The sequence below is a fragment of the Streptomyces sp. WMMC500 genome, assembly GCF_027497195.1.
Classification (GTDB): domain Bacteria; phylum Actinomycetota; class Actinomycetes; order Streptomycetales; family Streptomycetaceae; genus Streptomyces.
Map to the genome: position 1 here is coordinate 1,681,506 of NZ_CP114905.1, position 19,367 is coordinate 1,700,872.

Here is a 19,367-nt window from a genome sequence, read left to right on the forward strand (position 1 = left end):
GGACAAGGCCCGAAGCGGCCCCCGGCGTTATGCGTGTAAGGGACATGACTCCTCCGCGGTGGGGTTATCCCCCCTTCTTTCGGTGGAGCTGAGTACCACCGGGTTCACCTGCCAGCACGATGGGGACCGCGTCCGCGCTTCTCTAGCGTCGTATCGGCAGGTGGGGGCAGTGTGCCGCCGCCGCGCACGAGGGAGAGCGACGATGGGGGCACCGAGGGCGCCGAGGCATACGAAGCGGCGGCAGGGCGTCGCCGCGGCCGTCGGCGGCTGGAGCGTGACCCACCGCTGGGCCGCGGTGGGTATCTGGGTGTTGTTCGTGGTGCTGGCGACCGTCGCCGGCTCCGCGGCGGGGCGCGCGGACGTCAGCGACAGCGAGGAGGTCCCGGGCGAGACCGGGCGGTCCGCGAAGATCCTCGAAGACGCGGGCGTGGACGAGCCGGTCGGGGAGAGCGTGCTCGTCCAGTCGCAGCAGGGCGCCCCGAAGGCGTCGGCGGCCGAGTTCCGTACGGCCGTCGACGACGTCGTACGGGCCGTGCAGGACACCGGCGAGGTGACGGACGTCGTCTCGCCCTACGACAGCGACACGATCTCCGAGGACGGGCGCTCCGCGCTGGTCCAGTTCCGGATGAAGGGCGACCCGGAGACCGCCGCGGACCGGGTGGAGCCGGTGACCGACGCGGTCGCGAAGGTCCAGGAGAAGCACGAGTCGCAGGGGCTGCTGATCGAGGAGATCGGCGGCGCCAGCATGGAGAAGACCTTCGACGACGCCTTCGGCGAGGACTTCAAGAAGGCCGAGTACTCGGCGGTGCCGATCGCCTTCGGCATCCTGCTGATCGTCTTCGGCGCGTTCGTGGCCGCGCTGCTGCCGGTGGTGCTGGCGATGACGGCGATCGTGGCGACGATGGGCCTGATGGGCGTGGTCAGCCACGTCCAGCCGATGAGCGACGTCGCCGACTCGGTGATGCTGCTGGTGGGTCTGGCCGTCGGCGTCGACTACTGCCTGTTCTACCTGCGCCGCGAGCGCGAGGAGCGGGAGAAGGGCCGGGACGCGCGAACGGCGCTGGAGATCGCCGCCGCCACCTCCGGGCGCGCGGTGCTGGTCTCCGGCATCACCGTCATCGTCGCGATGTGCGGCATGCTCTTCACCGGCCTCGCCGACTTCGAGGCGATGGGCGTGGCGTCGCTGATGGTGGTCGCGGTGGCGATGGTCGGCTCGGTGACCGTGCTGCCGGCGATGCTGTCGCTGCTCGGCGAGCGGGTCGAGAAGGGCAGGGTGCCGTTCCTGGCCCGGCTCAAGCGCGGCCGCTCCAACGCCGGCGGGGAGAGCCGGGTGTGGCGGGCCGTGCTGACGCGGGTGCTGCGCCGGCCGAAGGCGGCGGTGGTCGTGGCCACCGGCGCGCTGGCGGCGATCGCCCTGCCGGCGGTGGGCATGAACACCGCGAACCTCACGCTGGACCAGGAGTTCGGCGACTCGCTGCCGATCGTGCAGACCTACGACCGGATCAACGAGGCGTTCCCCGGCGGCTCCGACCCCGCCGAGGTGGTCGTCAAGGCCGACGACATCAACGCGCCCGAGGTCCGCAGGGCCATCGTCGACTTCGAGGAGCAGGCGCTGGACACGGGCGCGTCCAAGGGCCCGATCGACGTCCAGGTCTACGACGACAGGAACGTGGCCATCATCGAGGTGCCCCTCGTCGGCGGCTCCGACCAGGACAAGGCGGAGAAGAGCCTGGCCCTGCTGCGCGACGACATCCGGCCGGTGACGCTGGAGGCGGTGGACGGCGTCGAGGCGCCGGTCGGCGGCCAGGTCGCGGGAAGCAAGGACTTCAACGACCAGCTCGTCGGCGCGGTGGTGCCGGTCTTCCTCTTCGTGGTGGCCTTCGCCTTCGTGCTGATGCTGATGGCCTTCCGGTCGCTGACGATCGCGATCACCTCGATCCTGCTCAACCTGCTGTCGGTGGGCGCGGCGTACGGCGTGCTGACGATGGTCTTCCAGCACGGCTGGGGCGCGGGTCTCGTCGGCGCCGAGGGCGTCGGGGCGATCGTCGCCTGGCTGCCCCTGTTCCTCTTCGTCATCCTCTTCGGGCTGAGCATGGACTACCACGTGTTCGTGGTCTCCCGCATCAAGGAGGCGCGGGCGCAGGGGCGGAACACCGCGGACGCCATCTCGCACGGTGTGATCACCACCGCGGGCGTGGTGACCAGCGCGGCCGTCATCATGGTCGCGGTGTTCTCGATCTTCGGGACGCTGTCCATGCAGTCCATGAAGCAGATGGGCGTGGGGCTGGCCACGGCGGTGCTGATCGACGCGACGATCATCCGCGGCGTGCTGCTGCCCGCGGTCATGTCGCTGCTCGGCGAGCGCAACTGGCACTTCCCGAAGGCACTGCGCTGGCTGCCCGACCTGGAGAAGGAGGACACGCGGCCGGTACCCACGGGTAGCGTTCCGCCGCCGGTTCCCGCAGACTCTCCGTTGGTCGAAGGGAGCCGCCGATGAACCTGCCGTTCGGCAACTACCAGAACGAGATCTATCTGAACGGACTGGCGGACACGCTGCCGCCGTTCACCACCGACCCCACGGCGCTGGAGCAGTCCGCGCGCGAGCGGCTGGCGGACGGTCCGTTCTGGTACGTCGCGGGCGCGGCCGGCTCGGGCGCCACCGCCCGGGCCAACCGGGAGGCGTTCGACCGGGTCCGCCTCGTCCCGCGCATGCTGACCGGCGCCACCGAGCGGAGCCCGGCCACCACCGTGCTGGGCTCCGCCCTCCCCGCGCCCGTGCTGCTGGCGCCCGTCGGGGTGCAGTCGATCCTGCACCCCGACGGCGAACTGGCCACGGCCCGCGCCGCCGCCGCCCTCGGGATCCCGATGGTGATGTCCACGGCCTCCTCGTACTCCATCGAGGAGGTCGCGGAGGCGAGCGGCGCGGGCCCGCGCTGGTACCAGTTGTACTGGCCGAACGACGACGAGGTGTGCGCCAGCATCCTGGCGCGCGCCCGCGCCGCGGGCTTCACCGCCCTCGTCGTCACCCTCGACACCTGGACCCTGGCCTGGCGCCCGCACGACCTCGACACCGCGTACCTGCCGTTCATCCGCGGCGTCGGCACCGCCGTGGCCTTCTCCGACCCGGCCTTCCGCGCGGGCCTCGCGAAGCCGCCGGAGGAGGACCTCGGGGCGGCGGTGCTGCGGTGGGTGCCGATGTTCACGGGGACGGACCGGACGTGGGACCGGCTGCCGTTCCTGCGGGAGCACTGGGACGGGCCGATCCTCCTCAAGGGCATCCAGCACCCGGACGACGCCCGCCGGGCCGCGGACGCGGGGCTGGACGGCGTCGTCGTCTCCAACCACGGCGGCCGGCAGGTCGACGGCGCCGTCGCGGCGCTCGACATGCTGCCGGAGGTCGCCGAGGCGGTCGGCGACCGCGTCGAGGTGCTCTTCGACTCGGGCGTACGGACCGGGGCCGACGTCCTCAAGGCCCTCGCGCTGGGCGCGCGGGCGGTGCTGTACGGCAGGCCGTACGCCTACGGCCTCGCCCACGGCGGCGAGGAGGGCGTCACGCACGTGCTGCGCAGCCTCCTCGCCGACCTCGACCTCACCCTCGGACTGTCGGGTCACCGCTCGGTGCGGGAGTGGGGCCCGGACGACGTGCGGCGCCGTCCGGGCTGATCGCCCGCAGCGCGTAGCCCGCGGCGGTGGCGGCGACGTAGCTGAGGACGGCGTACACCGCGCCGGGCATGCCCATCGCGGTGCTGTCCAGCAGCGTCGGGCTGATCGCGATGGTCATGGCCAGGCCCACGTTGTGCATGCCGATCTCGAAGCAGCACGCCACGGCCTGCGGGTGCGCGGCGCGCACCAGCCGGGTGGCCCCGTAGCCGACGGCCAGCGAGATCAGCGTGAACAGGAAGGTGATCGGCCCGAGGTCCACGAACGAGTCGGTGATCCGGTCCCGTTCGGCCACGGCCACGCCGACGATCACCAGGAAGAGCCCGAAGAGGGACGCCACCCGCACCGGCCGGTCGATGCGCTCCCGGACCCGCGGGGCCTTGGCCCGGGTGAGCATGCCGAGCCCGACGGGGATCAGCACGATCGCGAACACCTGGAGGATCTTGTCGTAGTTCAGGCCCAGGTCGTCGCGGCCGACGTCGAAGTACTCCAGCGAGAAGTTGACGATCAGCGGCAGGGAGAAGAGCGAGAGCGCGGAGTTGACGGCGGTGAGCGTGATGTTGAGGGCCACGTCGCCGCCGAAGAGCCGGCTGTAGTAGTTGGCGATGGCCCCGCCCGGCGAAGCGGCCAGCAGCATCATCCCCACCGCGTACGCGGGCGCCAGGTCGAAGGCGAGCACCAGCCCGAAGCAGGCGGCGGGCAGCAGCAGCACCTGGCAGACCAGCGCGACGGCGACGGCCCGGGGGTGGTGCTTGACCCGCCGGAAGTCGGCGAGCGTGAGGCCCAGGCCGAGGCCGTACATGATGACGGCGAGGACGACGGGCATCATGACGGTCGTTACCGGTGAGTCCACGCGCACCAGCCTGCTGGGTCGCACGGGGCGCTGTCCATGCCGGAATGGTTGCGATAATTCGATGGCGCCTCCGCTTGTCCCCGGCCCAGGATGGCGCGCATGCTCGCGACTCTCCTCGCCTTCCTCGGGGCCTGCACGCTGATCGCCGCCACCCCGGGGCCCAGCACGGTCCTGATCATCCGCAACTCGATGCACAGCCGCCGCGCCGGGATGATGACCGTCCTCGGCAACGAGACGGGCGTCTTCCTGTGGGGCACGGTCGCCGCGTTCGGCCTCACGGCGCTGCTCGCGGCCTCGCAGGTGGCGTACGACGTGATGCGCTGGGTCGGCGCGGCGGTGCTGGTCTGGTTCGGGGTGCAGGCGCTGCGCGCGGCGCGGCGGGGGGCGGCGGCGGAGTTCGCGGACCGGCCGGGCGCGGAGGTCACGTCGTGGCGCGCGTACCGCTCGGGCCTGCTGCTGAACCTGGCCAACCCGAAGGTGGGCGTCTTCGCGATGTCGTTCCTGCCGCAGTTCGTGCCCGCGTCCGCGCCGCAGTTGGCGACGACGGTGGCGTTCGCGGCGCTGTGGGCGGTGTACGAGGTCGGCTGGTACGCGGTGTACGTGTGGTTCGTGGGGCGGATGAAGGGCCTGCTGTCGCGGGCGGGCGTGCGCAAGCGGCTGGAGCAGGTGTCCGGCACGGTGCTCGTGGCGCTGGGGATCCGGCTGGCCGTGGAGCACTGAGCGGAGCGCGCGTTCGCGCGTACGGGAACGGAACACAGCCCTGATCGGAACGTGATGGGTCCGTGCACTGCACGCCGCAGACTCGTGTGCCATGTACGTGCACTTACTGCCGGGACGGCGCCTCGCCGCGCTCCTGCTTCCGGCCGCGCTGCTGGCCGCGGGCTGCGGGGACGGGAACGACGGTGGGGACCAGGACCGTACGTCTGCCGCCTGCACGTTCGCGTCCGACCGGCCCGGCCGCGCCCCCGACCGGGCCGGCGAACGGGTCAACAGGGACGACGTGGACGGAGACGGGCATGCCGACGCTGTGCTCAACGGCTGGTACCGGAGCCCCAACCGCCCGGGCAGGCCGTTCCGGAACAACCGCTTCGTGCTCCGCGCCGCGGACGGCGGCCCGGACCCGGCGGTCGCCTTCCCGCTCAGCGGCTGCTACCCGCCGCACGGCCCGCTGCCGCAGGTGCCCGTGGGTCACGACTACTCCCTCCAGCTCACCGGCGACCTCGACGACGACGGGTACGCCGACGTCCTCGTCCGCGGCGTACGGGGCCCGGACGGCTCCGACTCCGGGCGGCAGCGCATCCTCTGGGGCGGGCCCGAAGGCCCGTCGGCCGCGACCGACCTGCCCCCGGGCACCGACCCGGCCGCCGGCGTCGGCGACTTCGACGGCGACGGCGCCCTCGATCTGCTGACCCTCGCCGTCTCCGGAGGCGACTACAGACGCCACGCCCAGCCCGCCACCGTGCTGCGCGGCCCGCTGACCCGCGCCGGCGCGAGGCCGCGCTCGGCGGCGGAGCTGGACGTGGGCTTCGACGGCTGGGCGTCGGTCAACGGAGCGCTCGTCGGCGACTTCGACGGCGACGGCCGGGACGACCTGGTCACCAAGGCCACGTACGGCGAGGAGGACGTGCGCTTCGAGGAGGACATGCCGGACGGCGTACTCGACGCCGTGTTCTACCGCGGCACACCCGGCGGACTGCGGCCCGCCGGCGCCGTGCCGGGCCTCACCTCCGGGTCGCCGGGGCGCGGCGACGGCGCCGCTCCGCTGGCGGCCGGCGACTTCGACGACGACGGGACGGACGACATCGTCGCCCGGCATGACGACGAGGACGGCGCCGCCGTCTTCTACGGCAGCCCGGCGGGACCGGGGGCGGGCCGGGAGAGTACCGAGCTGGGTCGTGAGGTCGACCTGGGGTACGTCGTCGGCGACGTGAACGGCGACGGGACGGACGACCTCGCCACGTCCCACTCCAGGAGCGGCGGGGAGGGTGAGGTCACGGTCGCCGTGGGCGGCGCCGACGGTCTCGACGCGGCGGGCGCGCAGGACGTCGTGCCGCAGGACCTGGGGGCGGAGCGCAGAGGGCGCCCGAACGCGGACCACTTCTTCGGCTGGCAGCTCCACCTCGCCGACCTCGACACGGACGGGTACGACGACCTGGTCGTCGCCACGTTCCGCGCGGGCGAGCCCCTGGAGACGGCCGGCTACTGGATCCTGCGGGGCTCGCGGGAGGGCACGTCGGTGGCGGACCGCGACTTCGTCGTGACCGGGGAAGCGGGCCGGGGCTGAACTGCTGCTGAGCGGTCGTCAGCTCACAAGAGCCGCACGGGTGGGGCCGGTGTGTCGATCATTTGTCACGGGTGCGTACGGGAACGGAAGCGTACTGGACACCCACCGCCGCCCGGTCCGACAATTCGAAGGTGTCCGGCTCCGACCACCCCACGTCTTCCGCCTTCCCCGTGTACCCGGCGGGGACCCCGCGCGTCTCCGACGAGGAGCGGGACAGTGCGATCGAGTTGCTGCGCGACGGCGCGGCCGAGGGCAGGCTGTCGCAGGACACGTTCCTGGCCCGGCTGGAGCTGGCCCTCGCCGCCCACTCCCACGAGCAGTTGGCGGCGCTGACCGCCGATCTGCCGCCGCGCGAGGGGCGGTTGACGCGGGCGATCCTCGGCACCGTCTCCAAGGCGTCGTCGCTCGGGGTGCGGGTGAAGCAGGCGTGGCAGGCGGAGCGGCTGCCGCCGCTGATGCTCCCGGCGCCGGGCACGTTCCCGCTGCGCATCGGGCGGGACCCGCGCAACGGGCTGCGGCTGATGGAGGAGACCGTCTCGCGGATGCACGCGGAGCTGCGGTGCGCGAGTGGGGTGTGGCTGCTGCGGGACCTCGGTTCGACGAACGGGACGTTCATCAACGGCCGCCGGCTCACGGGCGAGGCGCCGGTCCGCCCCGGCGACCAGCTCGGCTTCGGCCACACCCGCTACCTGCTGACGGCCCGCTGAGACCCCGGCGCCGGACCGGCCGGACCGGGCGCCGGGCGGGGCAGGGGCACGGGCAGGGCGCGCAGCACCGCCGGGGACGGCCCGTACGGGCCGCGCGCCCACGCGGACTCAGCCCGCCGCCAGCACCTCCTTGACCACCGGCCCCGCCGCGTCGCTGCCGTGACCCCCGGCCGGGACCACCGCCGCGGCGGCCACGTCGCCGCGGTACGCCGTGAACCAACTGTCCGGCCGCTCCTGCCCGCCGACCTCCGCCGAGCCGGTCTTCGCCCCCGCGCCCGCGCCGAGCCCGACGCCCGCGGCCGTGCCGTCGGCGGCCGTCAGCTCCATCATCCCGCGCAGGTCCGCCGCCACGCCCGCGGGCAGCGGCTCCGCGGTGGCCAGGTCGCGGTCGTTGAACGAGCGCGGGAGCAGCACCGGCTGGCGGAACGCACCGGACCGGACGGTGGCGGCGACGGACGCCATGGTCAGCGGGTTCATCTGCACCCTGCCCTGGCCGATGATCGCCGCGGACTTCTCGTCCCCGTCGCCGACGGGCACGCCGCCGTCGAAGGTCGCCACCCCGCTCTGCCAGTCGTCGTCGCCGAGGCCGAACCAGCGGCGGGCGGTGGCGGCCAGCTCGTCGTCGGCCAGCTCGTCGCTGAGCGAGACGAACGCCGTGTTGCAGGACTGCGCGAAGTCCTGCGCGAACGTGGCGTCCTCGTTCGCGGCGCCCTCCGCGTTGCGGAAGGTCATGCCCTGGTCGTGCGCGTAGGTACGGGGGCAGCTCACCGGCGTCTCGGGCGTGACGCCCCCGGCCAGCAGCGCCGCCGACGTGATGATCTTGAACGTGGAGCCGGGCGCCGTCGCCCCCTGGAGCGCGTTGTTGAACTCCCCTCCGCCCTTCGCGTTCGCGACCGCGAGTATCTCGCCGGTGGAGGGCCTGACGGCCACGACGGAGGCCCGGTGGTGGTCCCGCACCGCCTCTTCCGCCGCCCGCTGCACCCCGGCGTCCAGCGTCGTCGGCAGCTTCGCGGGCCTGCCCTTCGAGACCCTGAGCAGCGACCTGACCCGCTGGGCGCCGTCGGTCTGCTCGATCAGCACCTCGATCCCGGGCTCGCCGCGCAGCTTCCCCGCGTACCGCTCGCGCAGTTGCGCGAACACCGGCCCCAGCGACGGGTACTCCTCCTCGCTCAGCGTCCTGCCGTCCGCTCCGACCGCGACCACCTGCGGGGTCTCGCCCTCCCGCGTCACCAGGCGGTGGTTCTCGGCCAGGTCCGGATGCACGACCGAGGACTCCCAGTCGACCAGCGGCTCGCCGGTCGTCCGGCCGCGTACGACCGTCAGCTCGGAGTCGTACGTCCACGTCTTTGCGTGCCCCTCGGCCACGACCCGCGCCGACACCGAGAACGGCACCGTCGCCCCCTTCGCCGCCCCCGGCTCCAGCGCGACCTCGCGCACCCTGGCGTCCGTGAAGTACGCCCCGAGCACCGGCTGCGCCTCGGCGGCGTAGTCCGTGAGCCGGGCGGCGGCGGCAGGGCGGCGGTCGGCCCAGGCGGCGAGGAAGTCACGGGCGGTGGTACGGACCTCGGCCGCGCTGGGCGGCCCGGTCTGCACGTCGTCGCCGTCGTTCCCGCCGGCGAGCGCCTGGTAGATGTTGGTGACACCGAACACGGCCAGCGCGGCCATCCCGGCGAGCACCAGGCATAAGACGGCTTTCGCTCCCGTTCGCATGCGCGTCCCCCCTGCAGTCGAGGCCCCCCACGAACCGACCCCGACTCTACCGGCCGGCTCCGGCCCCCCGCGGTTGCACTGAACCATGGTTGAAGTTCTAGCTTTACGGGGCAGGCCGCCCGCACCCGGCCGCGCACCACGAGACGGGAGAACCCGATGGACATGCAGGCCACCGCCTGGCAGTCGCTGCACAGCACGGTCACCGCGCAGCGGGACAAGCGCCCGCTGTCGCGCGCCGGGCTCGGGCGGATCTGGCGCTTCGCCCAGCCGCACCGGCGGCTGCTGAGATGGTTCCTGCTGCTCAGCGTGGTGACCGCGGCGCTGGCCGTGGCCACGCCGCTGCTCGCCGGCCAGGTCGTGGACGCCATCGTCAACGACGCCGACCGGGGCCGGGTCGTCTCCCTGGCGCTGCTGATCGCCGCCATCGCGGTCGGCGAGGCCGGGTTCGGACTGCTGTCGCGCTGGCTCTCGGCCCGTATCGGCGAAGGGCTCATCCTCCACCTGCGCACCGCCGTCTACGACCACGTGCAGCGCATGCCCGTCGCGTTCTTCACCCGCACCCGCACCGGCGCCCTCGTCAGCCGGCTCAACAACGACGTGCTCGGCGCCCAGCGCGCGTTCAGCAACACCCTCTCCGGCGTCGTCGGCAACCTGGTCACGCTGCTGCTCACGCTCGCCGTCATGCTGCGGCTCTCCTGGCAGATCACCCTCCTCGCGCTCGTGCTGCTGCCCGTCTTCGTGCTGCCCGCGCGCCGCATGGGCGCCCGGCTCGCCCGGCTGCAGCGGGAGGCCGCCGGCCACAACGCCGCGATGGGCACCCAGATGACCGAGCGGTTCTCCGCGGCCGGGGCGACGCTCGTCAAGCTGTACGGACGGCCCGAGCGGGAGTCGGCGGAGTTCCGGCAGCGGGCGGCGCGCGTGCGGGACATCGGGATCCGTACCGCGATGGTGCAGACGCTCTTCGTCACCGCCCTCACCCTCGTCTCCGCGCTCGCCCTCGCGCTCGTCTACGGCCTCGGCGGCTGGTTCGCGCTGCGCGGCACCCTCGACGCCGGCTCCGTCGTGGCCCTCGCCCTGCTCATCACCCGCCTGTACGCGCCGCTGACCTCGCTGGCGGGGGCGCGGGTGGAGGTGATGAGCGCGCTCGTCAGCTTCGAGCGGGTCTTCGAGGTGCTGGACCTGAAGCCCCTGGTCGCCGAGCGGCCGGACGCACGGGAGGTGCCGGAGGGGCCGGTGGCGGTGGAGTTCGACGGCGTGGACTTCGGCTACCCGGCCGCCGACAAGGTGTCGCTGGCCTCGCTGGAGGAGGTCGCGGTGCTGGACACCAAGGCCGGCGCGCAGGTGCTGCACGGGGTGTCGTTCCGCGCGGAGCCCGGGCGGATGGTCGCCCTCGTCGGCTCCTCGGGCGCGGGCAAGTCGACGATCGCGCAGCTCATCCCGCGGCTGTACGACACGGACGGCGGCACGGTCCGCCTCGGCGGCGTGGACGTCCGCGACCTGTCGGCCGCCTCGGTGCGGGCGACGCTGGGCATGGTCACCCAGGACGGGCACCTCTTCCACGAGTCGGTGCGCGAGAACCTGCTGCTGGCGCGGCCGGACGCGAGCGACGCGGACCTGTGGGACGTACTGCGCAAGGCGCGGCTGGACGAGCTGATGGCGGGGCTGCCGGAGGGCCTGGACACCGTCGTCGGCGAGCGCGGCTACCGGCTCTCGGGCGGTGAGCGGCAGCGGCTGACGATCGCCCGGCTGCTGCTGGCGGAGCCGCGCGTGGTCGTCCTGGACGAGGCCACGGCGCACCTGGACTCCACCTCGGAGGCGGCGGTGCAGGAGGCGCTGGCGGAGGCGCTGGCCGGGCGCACGGCGGTGGTCATCGCGCACCGGCTGTCCACGGTGCGGGCCGCGGACCAGATCCTGGTGGTCGAGGAGGGCCGGATCGTGGAGCGGGGCACGCACGCGGAGCTGCTGGCGGCCGGCGGGCGGTACGAGGAGCTGTACCGGACGCAGTTCGCCGAGGACGGCGGGGCCGGCGCGGGCGGCCCGGCTGCGGCGGGCACCGTGTGCCTGGTCGGGGACGGCGGGCAGTGCGGCAAGGGCGGGGAGCTGGTGGCGCAGGAGGCGTAGGACGCGGGCGTACGGGCCCGGGCGCGGGGCGTACCGGGTGCGCCGCCCCCGGCGCCGGCGGCGGCGGCGTGCCGACGGCGGGGCGGGGCGGTGTCAGGCGACCGGGTCCGGTTCCGGGACGGGCGCGCCCGGGAGGTGGCGGCGGGTGCGTACCGGCGAGAAGTACAGCGGCAGCGCCGCCACCACCAGGATCACCGCCCCGGTCCACAGCGCCGCCCGTACGCCCGCCAGCTCGCCGATCACCCCGGACAGCGCCGAGCCGAGCGCGACGGACCCCATGAGCAGGAACCGGAAGGTGGCGTTCATCCGGCCCAGCAGCGCGTCCGGCGTCAGCCCCTGCCGCAGGCTCAGCCCCAGCACGTTGTCGATGCCGGTCTTCACCGACACCAGCGCCATCCCCGCGACCCCCGCCACGCACAGCAGCGGCGGCCGGCTCAGCAGCGGTACGAGCAGCGCCGCCGGCGCGAGCCACAGCCCGGCGATGGCCAGCGTCCACCCGCATCCCCGCCGGGCGGCGAGCGGCCGCGCGAGCCGGGCGCCCACGAAGGTGGCGGTGCCGCAGAACACCCAGTAGACGCCCAGCAGCCAGGCGGGCAGCCCGAGTTGGCGGACGAAGAGCACCGGGACCATGGTGTTGACGGTCTGCGCCCCGAGGTTGGTGCAGGCCGCGGCCAGGGCCAGCGGCCGCAGTTCGCGGCTGCCCAGCACGTGCCGCAGCCCGTCGCGCATCTCGGCGGCCAGCCGGCGGGAGGCCGTCGGCGCCGGCCGCGCGCGGCGCGAGGTGCCGCCGCGGATGCCGGTGAGCGATATGGCCGCGGCGAGGTGGCTGACGGCCTGCGCCGCGACCGCGACCGGCGCCGTCAGCACCTCCACCAGCAGCCCGCCCACCCCGCGCCCGGCGACGCTGCCGACCGCGTACAGGCCGACGACGCCCGCGTTCGCCCGCACCAGCGCCTCCCGCCCGACCACCGCGGGCAGGCAACTGTGCGAGGCGACGTCGAAGAAGACGGTGGCGCAGCCGGCCAGCAGCACGGCCGCGTACAGGTACGGAAGGGTGAGCATGCCGAACCACCAGGCCAGCGGGACGACGGTGAGCAGCACGACCCGCGCCAGGGCGGCGGTCACCAGCACCGGCACACAGCCGAGCCGGTCGACCCACACCCCGGAGGGCAGTCCGATCAGCAGGTACGCACAGGTGCCGAGCGCCGCCAGCAGGCCGATCTGACCGGGGCTCGCGCCGAGACCGAGCGCCAGCAGCGGAAGGGCCAGATGGCCGACCTGGATGCCGATCTGGTCGGCGGCGGTGGCGGCGTACAGCCGTCGGAAGGCGGGCACGCGCCAGGGGGATGCGGATGCCATGGGGGGAGCTTGCCGTGCCGCGCGGGCCTGGCGAAACCGGGGCGCGTCCGTCCCGCCCCGGCGGCCCCGCTACCGGTATGCTCCGCCCTTCGCGCCCGGCGGCGGGGGCGCGGTGTCCGGCCCGGCCAGCAGCGGCAGGACGTCCGCCACCAGCTCCAACTGCAGCCGCAGCGCGTCCCGCGGGGCCGCGCGCAGCACGGCGCGCATCAGGTCGGTGGCGCCGGCGGGGGCCTTGAGGTCGTCCAGGTGGCGCTGGCAGGTGCCGAGGTCGAGGGAGGGGTTGGGCAGGTCGTTGGCCGCCCACAGGGTGCGCATCAGCTCGTTGGTCAGGGCGGCCGCCGCCCACCCCGTCTCCACGGGGTCGCCGCGCTGGCGCACGGCCTGCATCTTGGGTACCGCGTGCGCCCAGAGCCGGGCGTAGTGCGCCTTGACGGGCGCGGGGGTGCGGTAGCCGGCGTGGATGGCCGCGGCGTCGGCCATGAGCCCGGCCACGGCGCCGTCGGGGTCGTGCAGCGGGACGCCGTCGAGGAAGGCGTAGCCCCAGGACTCGTCGCCGACGCGGTCCGGCGCGAAGTGCGAGCGCCACTGCCCGGCGGTGCGGGGCACGAGGTCGACCGGCAGCGGGCGGCGCCGGGACCGCCAGGAGGCGGGGCGCACGGGGTCGAGGGCGGTGACCACGAGCACGTCGAGGTCGGAGTCGGGGCGGCCGGTGCCGCGGGCGAGGGATCCGGACAGCAGAACACCGCGGACGTCGGGGTCCGCGCGCAGTTCGGTCAGCACCACCTCGAGCACCGTGCGGTGCAGGGGGGTGGGAAAGGCAGCGGTGGTCATCTCGCTCCCGGGTCCGGCCAGCGGGAGCGTAGCAGGACCGGCACCGAGCGTGTGGGCCCGGGGCACGGTACGCGGGCCGCGGGGGCGGGAAAACGGAGGTGCGCGGGCGGGGGCGGGCGACTAGGGTGCGTACCGAAGTGCACCCGAGGCAAGGAGACGCCGTGGCCGGCTGCTGCTGCTGCGCGGGCATCGGCGGGATGACCCGTCTGTGCACCGGTGGCCACGCAGGTCTGCGGCGTGCGGGTTTCTTCTCCCTCCTGCCGTATCGCCCCCGCGTGGTCCCGGCGCCCTGACCGGCAGCCCGGGACGGCACTCCCGCTGAGCGACAGCTCGTCGCAGCCCCCGCGATCCGCGCGCCGTGCGCGCGCCCGCCGGGCTTTCCCGTCACGTCCGCGTGCCCCGCCGAGGGCCGACGTACCGCTGCCCGGCCAGGGCCATCCGCCAGTCCAGGAACGCACTTCTTCCGGAAGGACGGCAGGCTGTGGCCCGCTCTCACCGACGCGCGCACGCACGCGCGGATTACGGCACGAACCCTCCCACCGACGCCCGCACGACCACGGGCGGCAACGCCCGTACGAACCGCCGCCGCGGCTCCCCGGCGGAGGGGCGGGGCGACGGCGCCCGGTCCCGCTCCCGGTCCCGCTCCCTGTCCCAGAACTTCCTGGCCGACGCCGCCGTCGCCCGGCGCGTGGCGCGCCTCGCGGCGCCCGGTCCCGGCGGCCGGCTCGTGGTCGAGGTCGGCGCCGGCACCGGGGCGCTGACCGAGGCCCTGGCGCCGCACTGCCGGGAGCTGATCGCCTACGAGATCGACCGCCGGCTGCTGCCCGGGCTCCGCGCCCGGCTCGCCAGGCATCCCCATGTGCGCCTCGTGGGGCAGGACTTCCTCGCCGCGCGCCCGCCGCGGGAGCCGTTCGTCGCCGTGGGCAACGTCCCGTACGCGCGGACCTCCGAGATCGTCGACTGGTGCCTGCGCGCGCCGCGGCTGGAGTCGGCGACGTTCGTCACCCAGCTCGAGTACGCCCGCAAGCGGACCGGGGACTACGGACGTTGGAGCCTGCTGACGGTCCGTACGTGGCCGTGGCACGAGTGGCGGCTGTGCGGGCGGGTGCCGCGGGAGTGCTTCCGGCCGGTGCCCCGGGTGGACTCGGCGGTGCTGCGGATCGAGCGCCGCGGGCGCCCGCTGCTGCCGCGGGGCGAGGAGGCGGCGTACCGCCGGATGGTCGAGGCGGGCTTCGGCGGCGCGGGCGGCACGCTGTACGCCTCCCTGCGCCGCGCGGGCTACCCGACGGCCCGCCTGTCGGCGGCCTTCCGCGCCGCGGCGCTCCCCAAGGACACGGTCGTGGCCTTCGCCACCCCCGCGCAGTGGCTGACGCTGCACAAGACGCTGCGCTGAGGCCCCGGACGGGCGCGCGCGGGGTGACGCGGGGGCGGGTGAGCGGGGCGGTCCCACGGGACCGGCGCCACCAGACCCACGCACGCCGCCGCCTCGGGCCGCGCACGGCAACGGGGCAGCGGCCCCCGAGCACCATGGCGCTCGGGGGCCGCTGCCCCACGCCTTGCGGACCGGGGTGTGCGCCGCGCGCTGGGCGCCGACGCCCGTGCCGCGCCGCGCGGTGCGGTGCAGCGCGGGGCGGTGCAGCGCGGGGCGGGGGGAGCGCCCGGCACTCCCCCCGCCCCGCTCCGCTACGCGGCTACGCCACCGCCCCGTCCGGGCCGAAGCCGCGCTTGGGGACCGGCTCCGCCTCCGGGGCGGTCGCGTCCGCCGCCGGGGCCGTCGTCTCCGCCGCCGGGCCGCGGGACTGGCGGGCCAGCCACTGGCGGTAGCCCTCCGCCCGCTCCGCGTGCCAGCCCTCCTGGCCGCGGTGCAGGTCCCACGCGCCGGCCGACGCCACGTCTCCGTACCGCTCGGCTATCGCCACCGCCAGCCGGACCGCCGCCAGCGCGTCCTCCGCGGCGTCGTGCGCCCGGCCGAGCACCACCCCGTACTCCACACAGACCGCCTCCAGCGTCCTCTTGCCCTCCCGGAACGGATCCACCGTCCTGTCCATCGCGTACGGATCGATCACCGGTCCCTCCTCCCCGCCGCCCAGCCGCTCGCGCATCGAGGCGAGCCCGTGGCGGCGCAACTCCGCGGCCAGCAGCGTCAGGTCGAACGTGGCGTTGTACGCGACGACGGGCACGCCGCGCGCCCAGTGCGCCGCCAGCGCGTCCGCCACCTCGTCCGCGACCTCCGCCGCCGGCCGTCCGTGGATCGTCGCCCGTTCGTCGGTGATCCCGTGGATCGCGGTCGTCTCCGGTGGCACCGGAACGCCGGGGTCGGCCAACCACTCCCGCCTGCGCGCCGGCACGCCGCGGACTGCCTCCACGACGGCGGCGGAGACGATCCGCGCCTCCCCCGGGTCCGTCCCGGTCGTTTCCAGGTCGAAGCCGACCAGCAGCTCCCCGTACCACCCCATGGGCGCCCTCCCTGCTCCGTGGCCAGTGACTCCACACTCTCACTCGCCACTGACATACCGGACCGGAATATTCCGGTTATCGGGGAGCACGCAAGGCGCGTAGACAACGCGTGGACAAGGGGTGCCGGAACGGCCGTGGAGGAGGGCGCGCGAGGGCCGGGAGACCGGGTGCGGACGCGTCAGGAGACCGGGCGCGCGTCCGTCCAGAAGCTCTCGAACTCCTCCCGGTACACCTCGAAGAGCCCCGGCTCGCCGCCGCCCTCGCCGTGCACCAGCTCCCGCCGCGCCGCCCGCAGCACCAGCGCCGGCGCCTCCGCGCCGCGCGCCCGCCGCAGGTACGTCTGCACCACGCCGAGCCCGTCCGGCCGGTCGCCGTTGATCAGGTACGCCGTGAACCGCGGCGTCTCGTCGAAGACCCGGATGTCGAACGCCCCCGCCGGGTCCCCGCCGCTCTGCGGGCGCAGCCTGGACCGTACGCGGCGCATGTGGATGATGTTCGTCTCCACCGCCCGCGCCAGCTCGCCCCGCTTCATGCCCAGTTCGCGCTCCCGCCGGCGCACCGTGCTGCTCGCCGGGTTGAGGAAGAGCAGCCGGATGCGGCAGCCGCTCTCCGCGAGCCGGCCCAGGCGGCGGCCGGAGTAGTTCTGCACCAGCAGGTTGAGCCCGATGCCGATCGCGTCCAGCCGCCGGGCGCCTCCGAAGAGATCCTCCGCGGGCAGCGCGCGCTGCAGCCCGACCCGGTCGGGGTGGACGCCGACCACGTCCGCGTACCGGTCGCCGACCAGGTCCTCCACCGCGTCGACGGGCATCCGGTCCGCTGACGGCGGCTGGTCGTCGGCGCCGAGGAGGCGCAGCAGCCGGCTCGCGGCGCGCTCGGCCTGCGCCAGCACGGTGCCGGACAGGGCGCGGTTGCGGGAGACGACGTTGCGGGCGACCTCCAGCTCGTCGAGCGCCAGTTCCAGGTCGCGCCGGTCGTCGAGGTAGGGCTCGAAGCACGGCCAGTGCTGCACCATCAACTCGCGCAACTGCGGCAGCGTCAGGAAACTGATGACGTTGTCGTCTGCGGGGTCGAGCAGGTAGCCCTTGCGCCGGCTGACCTCCCGCACCGCGACCGCCCGCTGCACCCACTCCTGGCCCGCCGGCCCCGCCGCGGCGACGACCCACTCCTCGCCGTGCACCGGCTCGTAGACGGGCCGCAGCACCGAGGCGACGACGGAGCGCAGCCGCTGCTCGACGACGTTCAGCCAGATGTACGCCCGTCCCGCGCGCGCCGCGCGGGTGCGCACCTCGTCCCAGTCGTCCTCGCCCCAGCCGATCTCCGCGCCGATCTCCATCGGCCGGGCCAGCGACACCGTCCCGGGCGGCGGTGGCGCGCCCGGTGGCGGCTCGGTCGAGCCGCCGCCCCCGCGGCCCTCATCCTCAGGACCGCCTGCCGGGGGCAGCTCAAGACCGCCCGCACCCACGCCCGTACCGCCTTCCGCGCCCAGCTCCACGATCACGGCAGCGTACTGCCACGATCTCCGGGGCGCACCCTGAACGGGTCACGGGTAACCCAACTGCCGTGCGGTGCTTCGCGGTTGTCACCCGGGCGGAGGGCGGACGGCGAGCAGGATCCCCGCGAGCAGCGCGGCGATGTTCCACGCGTCGTCCACGCCACGGTGGTGGGTGCCCTCCAGCTCGCGCCCGGCGTGTGCCAGCGCCTCGGCCATCCCCGGCTCGCGGCCGAGGCCGTGGGCGAGCGCGTAGAGCGTCTTGGCGTTCACGTGCCGCCTGCCGAAGGGGTATGCGACGCCCGCGGCCGTGCACTGCCGTTCGAACTGCCGCCGGTCGTAGTCCCCCCAGCTCGCCCAGACCCGCTGCCGCGACCCGTACTCGCGCCGCAGCAGCGCGCACGCCTCGGCGAACGGGACGCCGGCCGCGACCTGTTCGGGGGTGAGCGTGGTCAGCCGGGTGCAGAAGGCGCTCACCTCGGAGCGCTCGGGCCGCACCAGCACCGACCGCCGCGACACCCGTTCACCGGTGGGCACGTCCAGCTCGCAGAGTCCGATCTCGATGATCTCCGGGGCCATCCCGGCGGGCGGCTCGCCCTCCCAGCAGGTGGCTTCGACGTCGACGACGAGAACGCGGTCGAGGAGTTGCGTGGCCATGCGCACCAGCCAAGCACGGGGCACGCGCGCGCCGCGCGCCGTTTTCCGGGGGCCGGGCGTCGCGCGGGGCGCACTCCGGCGCTTCCATCGCGGCGCGTTATGGGAAGTTGTGATTACCGCGAACCCGCGGTTTCCGGAATCCTGACCCCTGGTACTTCCCTGGCCCTCCACGCGCGGGTCCACCCAGCCCGCGTGCCATCGGAAACGAGGAACCTTGCGAATATCCAGATCGCTCCCCACACTCGTCGCCGCCCTGCTGGCCGCCCTCACCCTGGGCGGCACCGCGGTGGCCGCGGACCACACGTCCGCCCGCGGCGCCACCGACGTGTACGCGGCGGCCCAGGCCCGTACGCCCGAAGGGCCGCCGTCCACGAAGATCATCGGCGGCGGCTACGCCCAGAGCGGCCCGTGGGCCGCGCGGCTGTTCTCCAACGGCCGCCAGACGTGCAGCGCGTCGATCATCGCGCCCACCTGGATCCTCACCGCCAAGCACTGCGTCGGCGGCGGCGGGCTCTCCTTCCGCATCGGCAGCCTCGACCAGACCAGCGGCGGCACCCTCGCCAACGGCGTGCAGACCTACACCCACTCCTCCGACCTGGCGCTGGTCCGGATCGACCGGTCCGTCTCCACCACGTACGCCACGCTCGGCCAGCCCGGCTCGGTGACGGTCGGCCAGAACGTCCAGGTCTACGGGTGGGGCGCCACCTCGCAGTGCGGCTCCGAGATCAACTGCCAGTCCCAGTACCTGAAGGTCGCCAACGTCACCGTCACCGGCGGCTGCGGTGACGCCTACGGCGGCAACGCCATCTGCGCCCGGCGCGGCGACGGCATCACCGCCGGCGGCGACTCCGGCGGGCCGATGATGGCGAACGGCGTCCAGGTCGGCGTCGCGTCCACCAGCGACCGGCAGACCACCACCGCGTACACGAACGTCACGCGGTACCGCTCCTGGATCCAGTCCATCGCCGGTGTCTGAGGCCCACGGGCCGTACGGCACCTGAAGCCGGACGGATGTCCCCGGTTCGTTCGCCGGCACGCCCGAACCCGGCGCATCCGTCCACTCTCCGCCCGCCTGCCCCGCCTGTCCCGCCTGACTGCGCGCGGGGCAGGCGGGCGGACCTCTCGTGGGCGCGGCCGCCTCCTCCCCGTGGCCCCACTCGCAGCGCTCCGCCGCGGCCAACCCGGCCGCGGCGGAGCGCCGCCATGTCCAGGTGCCGATCCCTTGCCGCGTTCCGGCCA

At 74.5% G+C, this 19,367-nt stretch carries 15 protein-coding genes; 8 read left to right on the forward strand and 7 right to left on the reverse strand.

Going from position 1 to position 19,367, the window contains the following annotated elements:
• The first annotated feature begins 202 nt into the window (after positions 1–202).
• Together O7599_RS06805 and O7599_RS06810 are read left to right on the forward strand one after the other, a co-directional pair.
• A complete protein-coding gene (locus O7599_RS06805) occupies positions 203–2,497 on the forward strand; it encodes an MMPL family transporter (protein ID WP_281621196.1) in 2,295 nt (764 codons plus the stop codon).
• Positions 2,494–3,663 (forward strand): lactate 2-monooxygenase, encoded by a 1,170-nt coding sequence (locus O7599_RS06810; protein ID WP_281621197.1) that lies wholly within the window; start codon positions 2,494–2,496, stop codon positions 3,661–3,663. The genes O7599_RS06805 and O7599_RS06810 overlap by 4 nt, the downstream gene beginning before the upstream one ends.
• Here the strand turns inward: O7599_RS06810 and O7599_RS06815 are convergent.
• The gene (locus O7599_RS06815) at positions 3,590–4,513 is read right to left on the reverse strand and encodes a bile acid:sodium symporter family protein (protein ID WP_281621198.1); all 924 of its coding nucleotides are present in this window, start codon (positions 4,511–4,513) and stop codon (positions 3,590–3,592) included. The two genes, O7599_RS06810 and O7599_RS06815, sit on opposite strands and share 74 nt — an antisense overlap.
• A 99-nt stretch (positions 4,514–4,612) precedes the next feature.
• Here O7599_RS06815 and O7599_RS06820 point away from each other — a divergent pair, with 99 nt between their 5' ends.
• From O7599_RS06820 to O7599_RS06830, 3 genes are all read left to right on the forward strand, one after another.
• The gene (locus tag O7599_RS06820; RefSeq protein ID WP_281621199.1) at positions 4,613–5,233 is read left to right on the forward strand and encodes a LysE family translocator; all 621 of its coding nucleotides are present in this window, start codon (positions 4,613–4,615) and stop codon (positions 5,231–5,233) included.
• A gap of 91 nt (positions 5,234–5,324) precedes the next feature.
• Positions 5,325–6,797: a VCBS repeat-containing protein gene (locus O7599_RS06825; protein WP_281621200.1), complete on the forward strand. Its 1,473-nt coding sequence runs from the start codon at positions 5,325–5,327 to the stop codon at positions 6,795–6,797.
• A gap of 170 nt (positions 6,798–6,967) precedes the next feature.
• On the forward strand, positions 6,968–7,504 hold the full coding sequence (locus tag O7599_RS06830) for a DUF1707 and FHA domain-containing protein (RefSeq protein ID WP_348652624.1): 537 nt from the start codon (positions 6,968–6,970) through the stop codon (positions 7,502–7,504).
• Between the two features lie 108 nt (positions 7,505–7,612).
• Here O7599_RS06830 and O7599_RS06835 read toward each other — a convergent pair whose 3' ends face one another.
• Positions 7,613–9,214: a penicillin-binding transpeptidase domain-containing protein gene (locus O7599_RS06835; protein ID WP_281621202.1), complete on the reverse strand. Its 1,602-nt coding sequence runs from the start codon at positions 9,212–9,214 to the stop codon at positions 7,613–7,615.
• A gap of 156 nt (positions 9,215–9,370) precedes the next feature.
• Here O7599_RS06835 and O7599_RS06840 point away from each other — a divergent pair, with 156 nt between their 5' ends.
• Positions 9,371–11,335, forward strand: coding sequence for an ABC transporter ATP-binding protein (locus O7599_RS06840; protein WP_281621203.1), 1,965 nt, complete (start codon positions 9,371–9,373; stop codon positions 11,333–11,335).
• Between the two features lie 93 nt (positions 11,336–11,428).
• Here O7599_RS06840 and O7599_RS06845 read toward each other — a convergent pair whose 3' ends face one another.
• Together O7599_RS06845 and O7599_RS06850 are read right to left on the reverse strand one after the other, a co-directional pair.
• On the reverse strand, positions 11,429–12,694 hold the full coding sequence (locus tag O7599_RS06845; protein WP_281621204.1) for an MFS transporter: 1,266 nt from the start codon (positions 12,692–12,694) through the stop codon (positions 11,429–11,431).
• A gap of 69 nt (positions 12,695–12,763) precedes the next feature.
• On the reverse strand, positions 12,764–13,525 hold the full coding sequence (locus O7599_RS06850; protein ID WP_281621205.1) for a nucleotidyltransferase domain-containing protein: 762 nt from the start codon (positions 13,523–13,525) through the stop codon (positions 12,764–12,766).
• 481 nt (positions 13,526–14,006) lie between these two features.
• Between O7599_RS06850 and erm the strand changes: the two genes are divergently transcribed.
• Positions 14,007–14,918, forward strand: a complete 912-nt coding sequence (erm, locus tag O7599_RS06855) for an ErmE/ErmH/ErmO/ErmR family 23S rRNA (adenine(2058)-N(6))-methyltransferase (RefSeq protein WP_281621206.1) — start codon at positions 14,007–14,009, stop codon at positions 14,916–14,918.
• 298 nt (positions 14,919–15,216) lie between these two features.
• Here erm and O7599_RS06860 read toward each other — a convergent pair whose 3' ends face one another.
• From O7599_RS06860 to O7599_RS06870, 3 genes are all read right to left on the reverse strand, one after another.
• Positions 15,217–15,981, reverse strand: a complete 765-nt coding sequence (locus tag O7599_RS06860; RefSeq protein WP_281621207.1) for an exonuclease domain-containing protein — start codon at positions 15,979–15,981, stop codon at positions 15,217–15,219.
• Positions 15,982–16,160: 179 nt separating this feature from the next.
• On the reverse strand, positions 16,161–17,423 hold the full coding sequence (locus O7599_RS06865) for an SAV2148 family HEPN domain-containing protein (protein ID WP_281623297.1): 1,263 nt from the start codon (positions 17,421–17,423) through the stop codon (positions 16,161–16,163).
• Between the two features lie 138 nt (positions 17,424–17,561).
• A complete protein-coding gene (locus O7599_RS06870; RefSeq protein ID WP_281621208.1) occupies positions 17,562–18,128 on the reverse strand; it encodes a 3'-5' exonuclease in 567 nt (188 codons plus the stop codon).
• Positions 18,129–18,453: 325 nt separating this feature from the next.
• On the opposite strand from O7599_RS06870, the gene O7599_RS06875 reads away from it, so the two are divergent.
• Positions 18,454–19,104: a trypsin-like serine protease gene (locus tag O7599_RS06875; protein WP_281623298.1), complete on the forward strand. Its 651-nt coding sequence runs from the start codon at positions 18,454–18,456 to the stop codon at positions 19,102–19,104.
• Positions 19,105–19,367 lie beyond the last annotated feature (263 nt).

Excerpts from the sequence above, each read along its gene's own strand:
- O7599_RS06840 (WP_281621203.1), top strand. The coding sequence starts at position 9,371 with ATGGACATGCAGGCCACCGCCTGGCAGTCGCTGCACAGCACGGTCACC.
- O7599_RS06810 (WP_281621197.1), top strand. The coding sequence starts at position 2,494 with ATGAACCTGCCGTTCGGCAACTACCAGAACGAGATCTATCTGAACGGA.
- O7599_RS06825 (WP_281621200.1), top strand. The coding sequence starts at position 5,325 with ATGTACGTGCACTTACTGCCGGGACGGCGCCTCGCCGCGCTCCTGCTT.
- O7599_RS06845 (WP_281621204.1), bottom strand. The coding sequence starts at position 12,694 with ATGGCATCCGCATCCCCCTGGCGCGTGCCCGCCTTCCGACGGCTGTAC.
- O7599_RS06850 (WP_281621205.1), bottom strand. The coding sequence starts at position 13,525 with ATGACCACCGCTGCCTTTCCCACCCCCCTGCACCGCACGGTGCTCGAG.
- O7599_RS06870 (WP_281621208.1), bottom strand. The coding sequence starts at position 18,128 with ATGGCCACGCAACTCCTCGACCGCGTTCTCGTCGTCGACGTCGAAGCC.
- O7599_RS06860 (WP_281621207.1), bottom strand. The coding sequence starts at position 15,981 with ATGGGGTGGTACGGGGAGCTGCTGGTCGGCTTCGACCTGGAAACGACC.
- O7599_RS06805 (WP_281621196.1), top strand. The coding sequence starts at position 203 with ATGGGGGCACCGAGGGCGCCGAGGCATACGAAGCGGCGGCAGGGCGTC.
- O7599_RS06820 (WP_281621199.1), top strand. The coding sequence starts at position 4,613 with ATGCTCGCGACTCTCCTCGCCTTCCTCGGGGCCTGCACGCTGATCGCC.
- O7599_RS06835 (WP_281621202.1), bottom strand. The coding sequence starts at position 9,214 with ATGCGAACGGGAGCGAAAGCCGTCTTATGCCTGGTGCTCGCCGGGATG.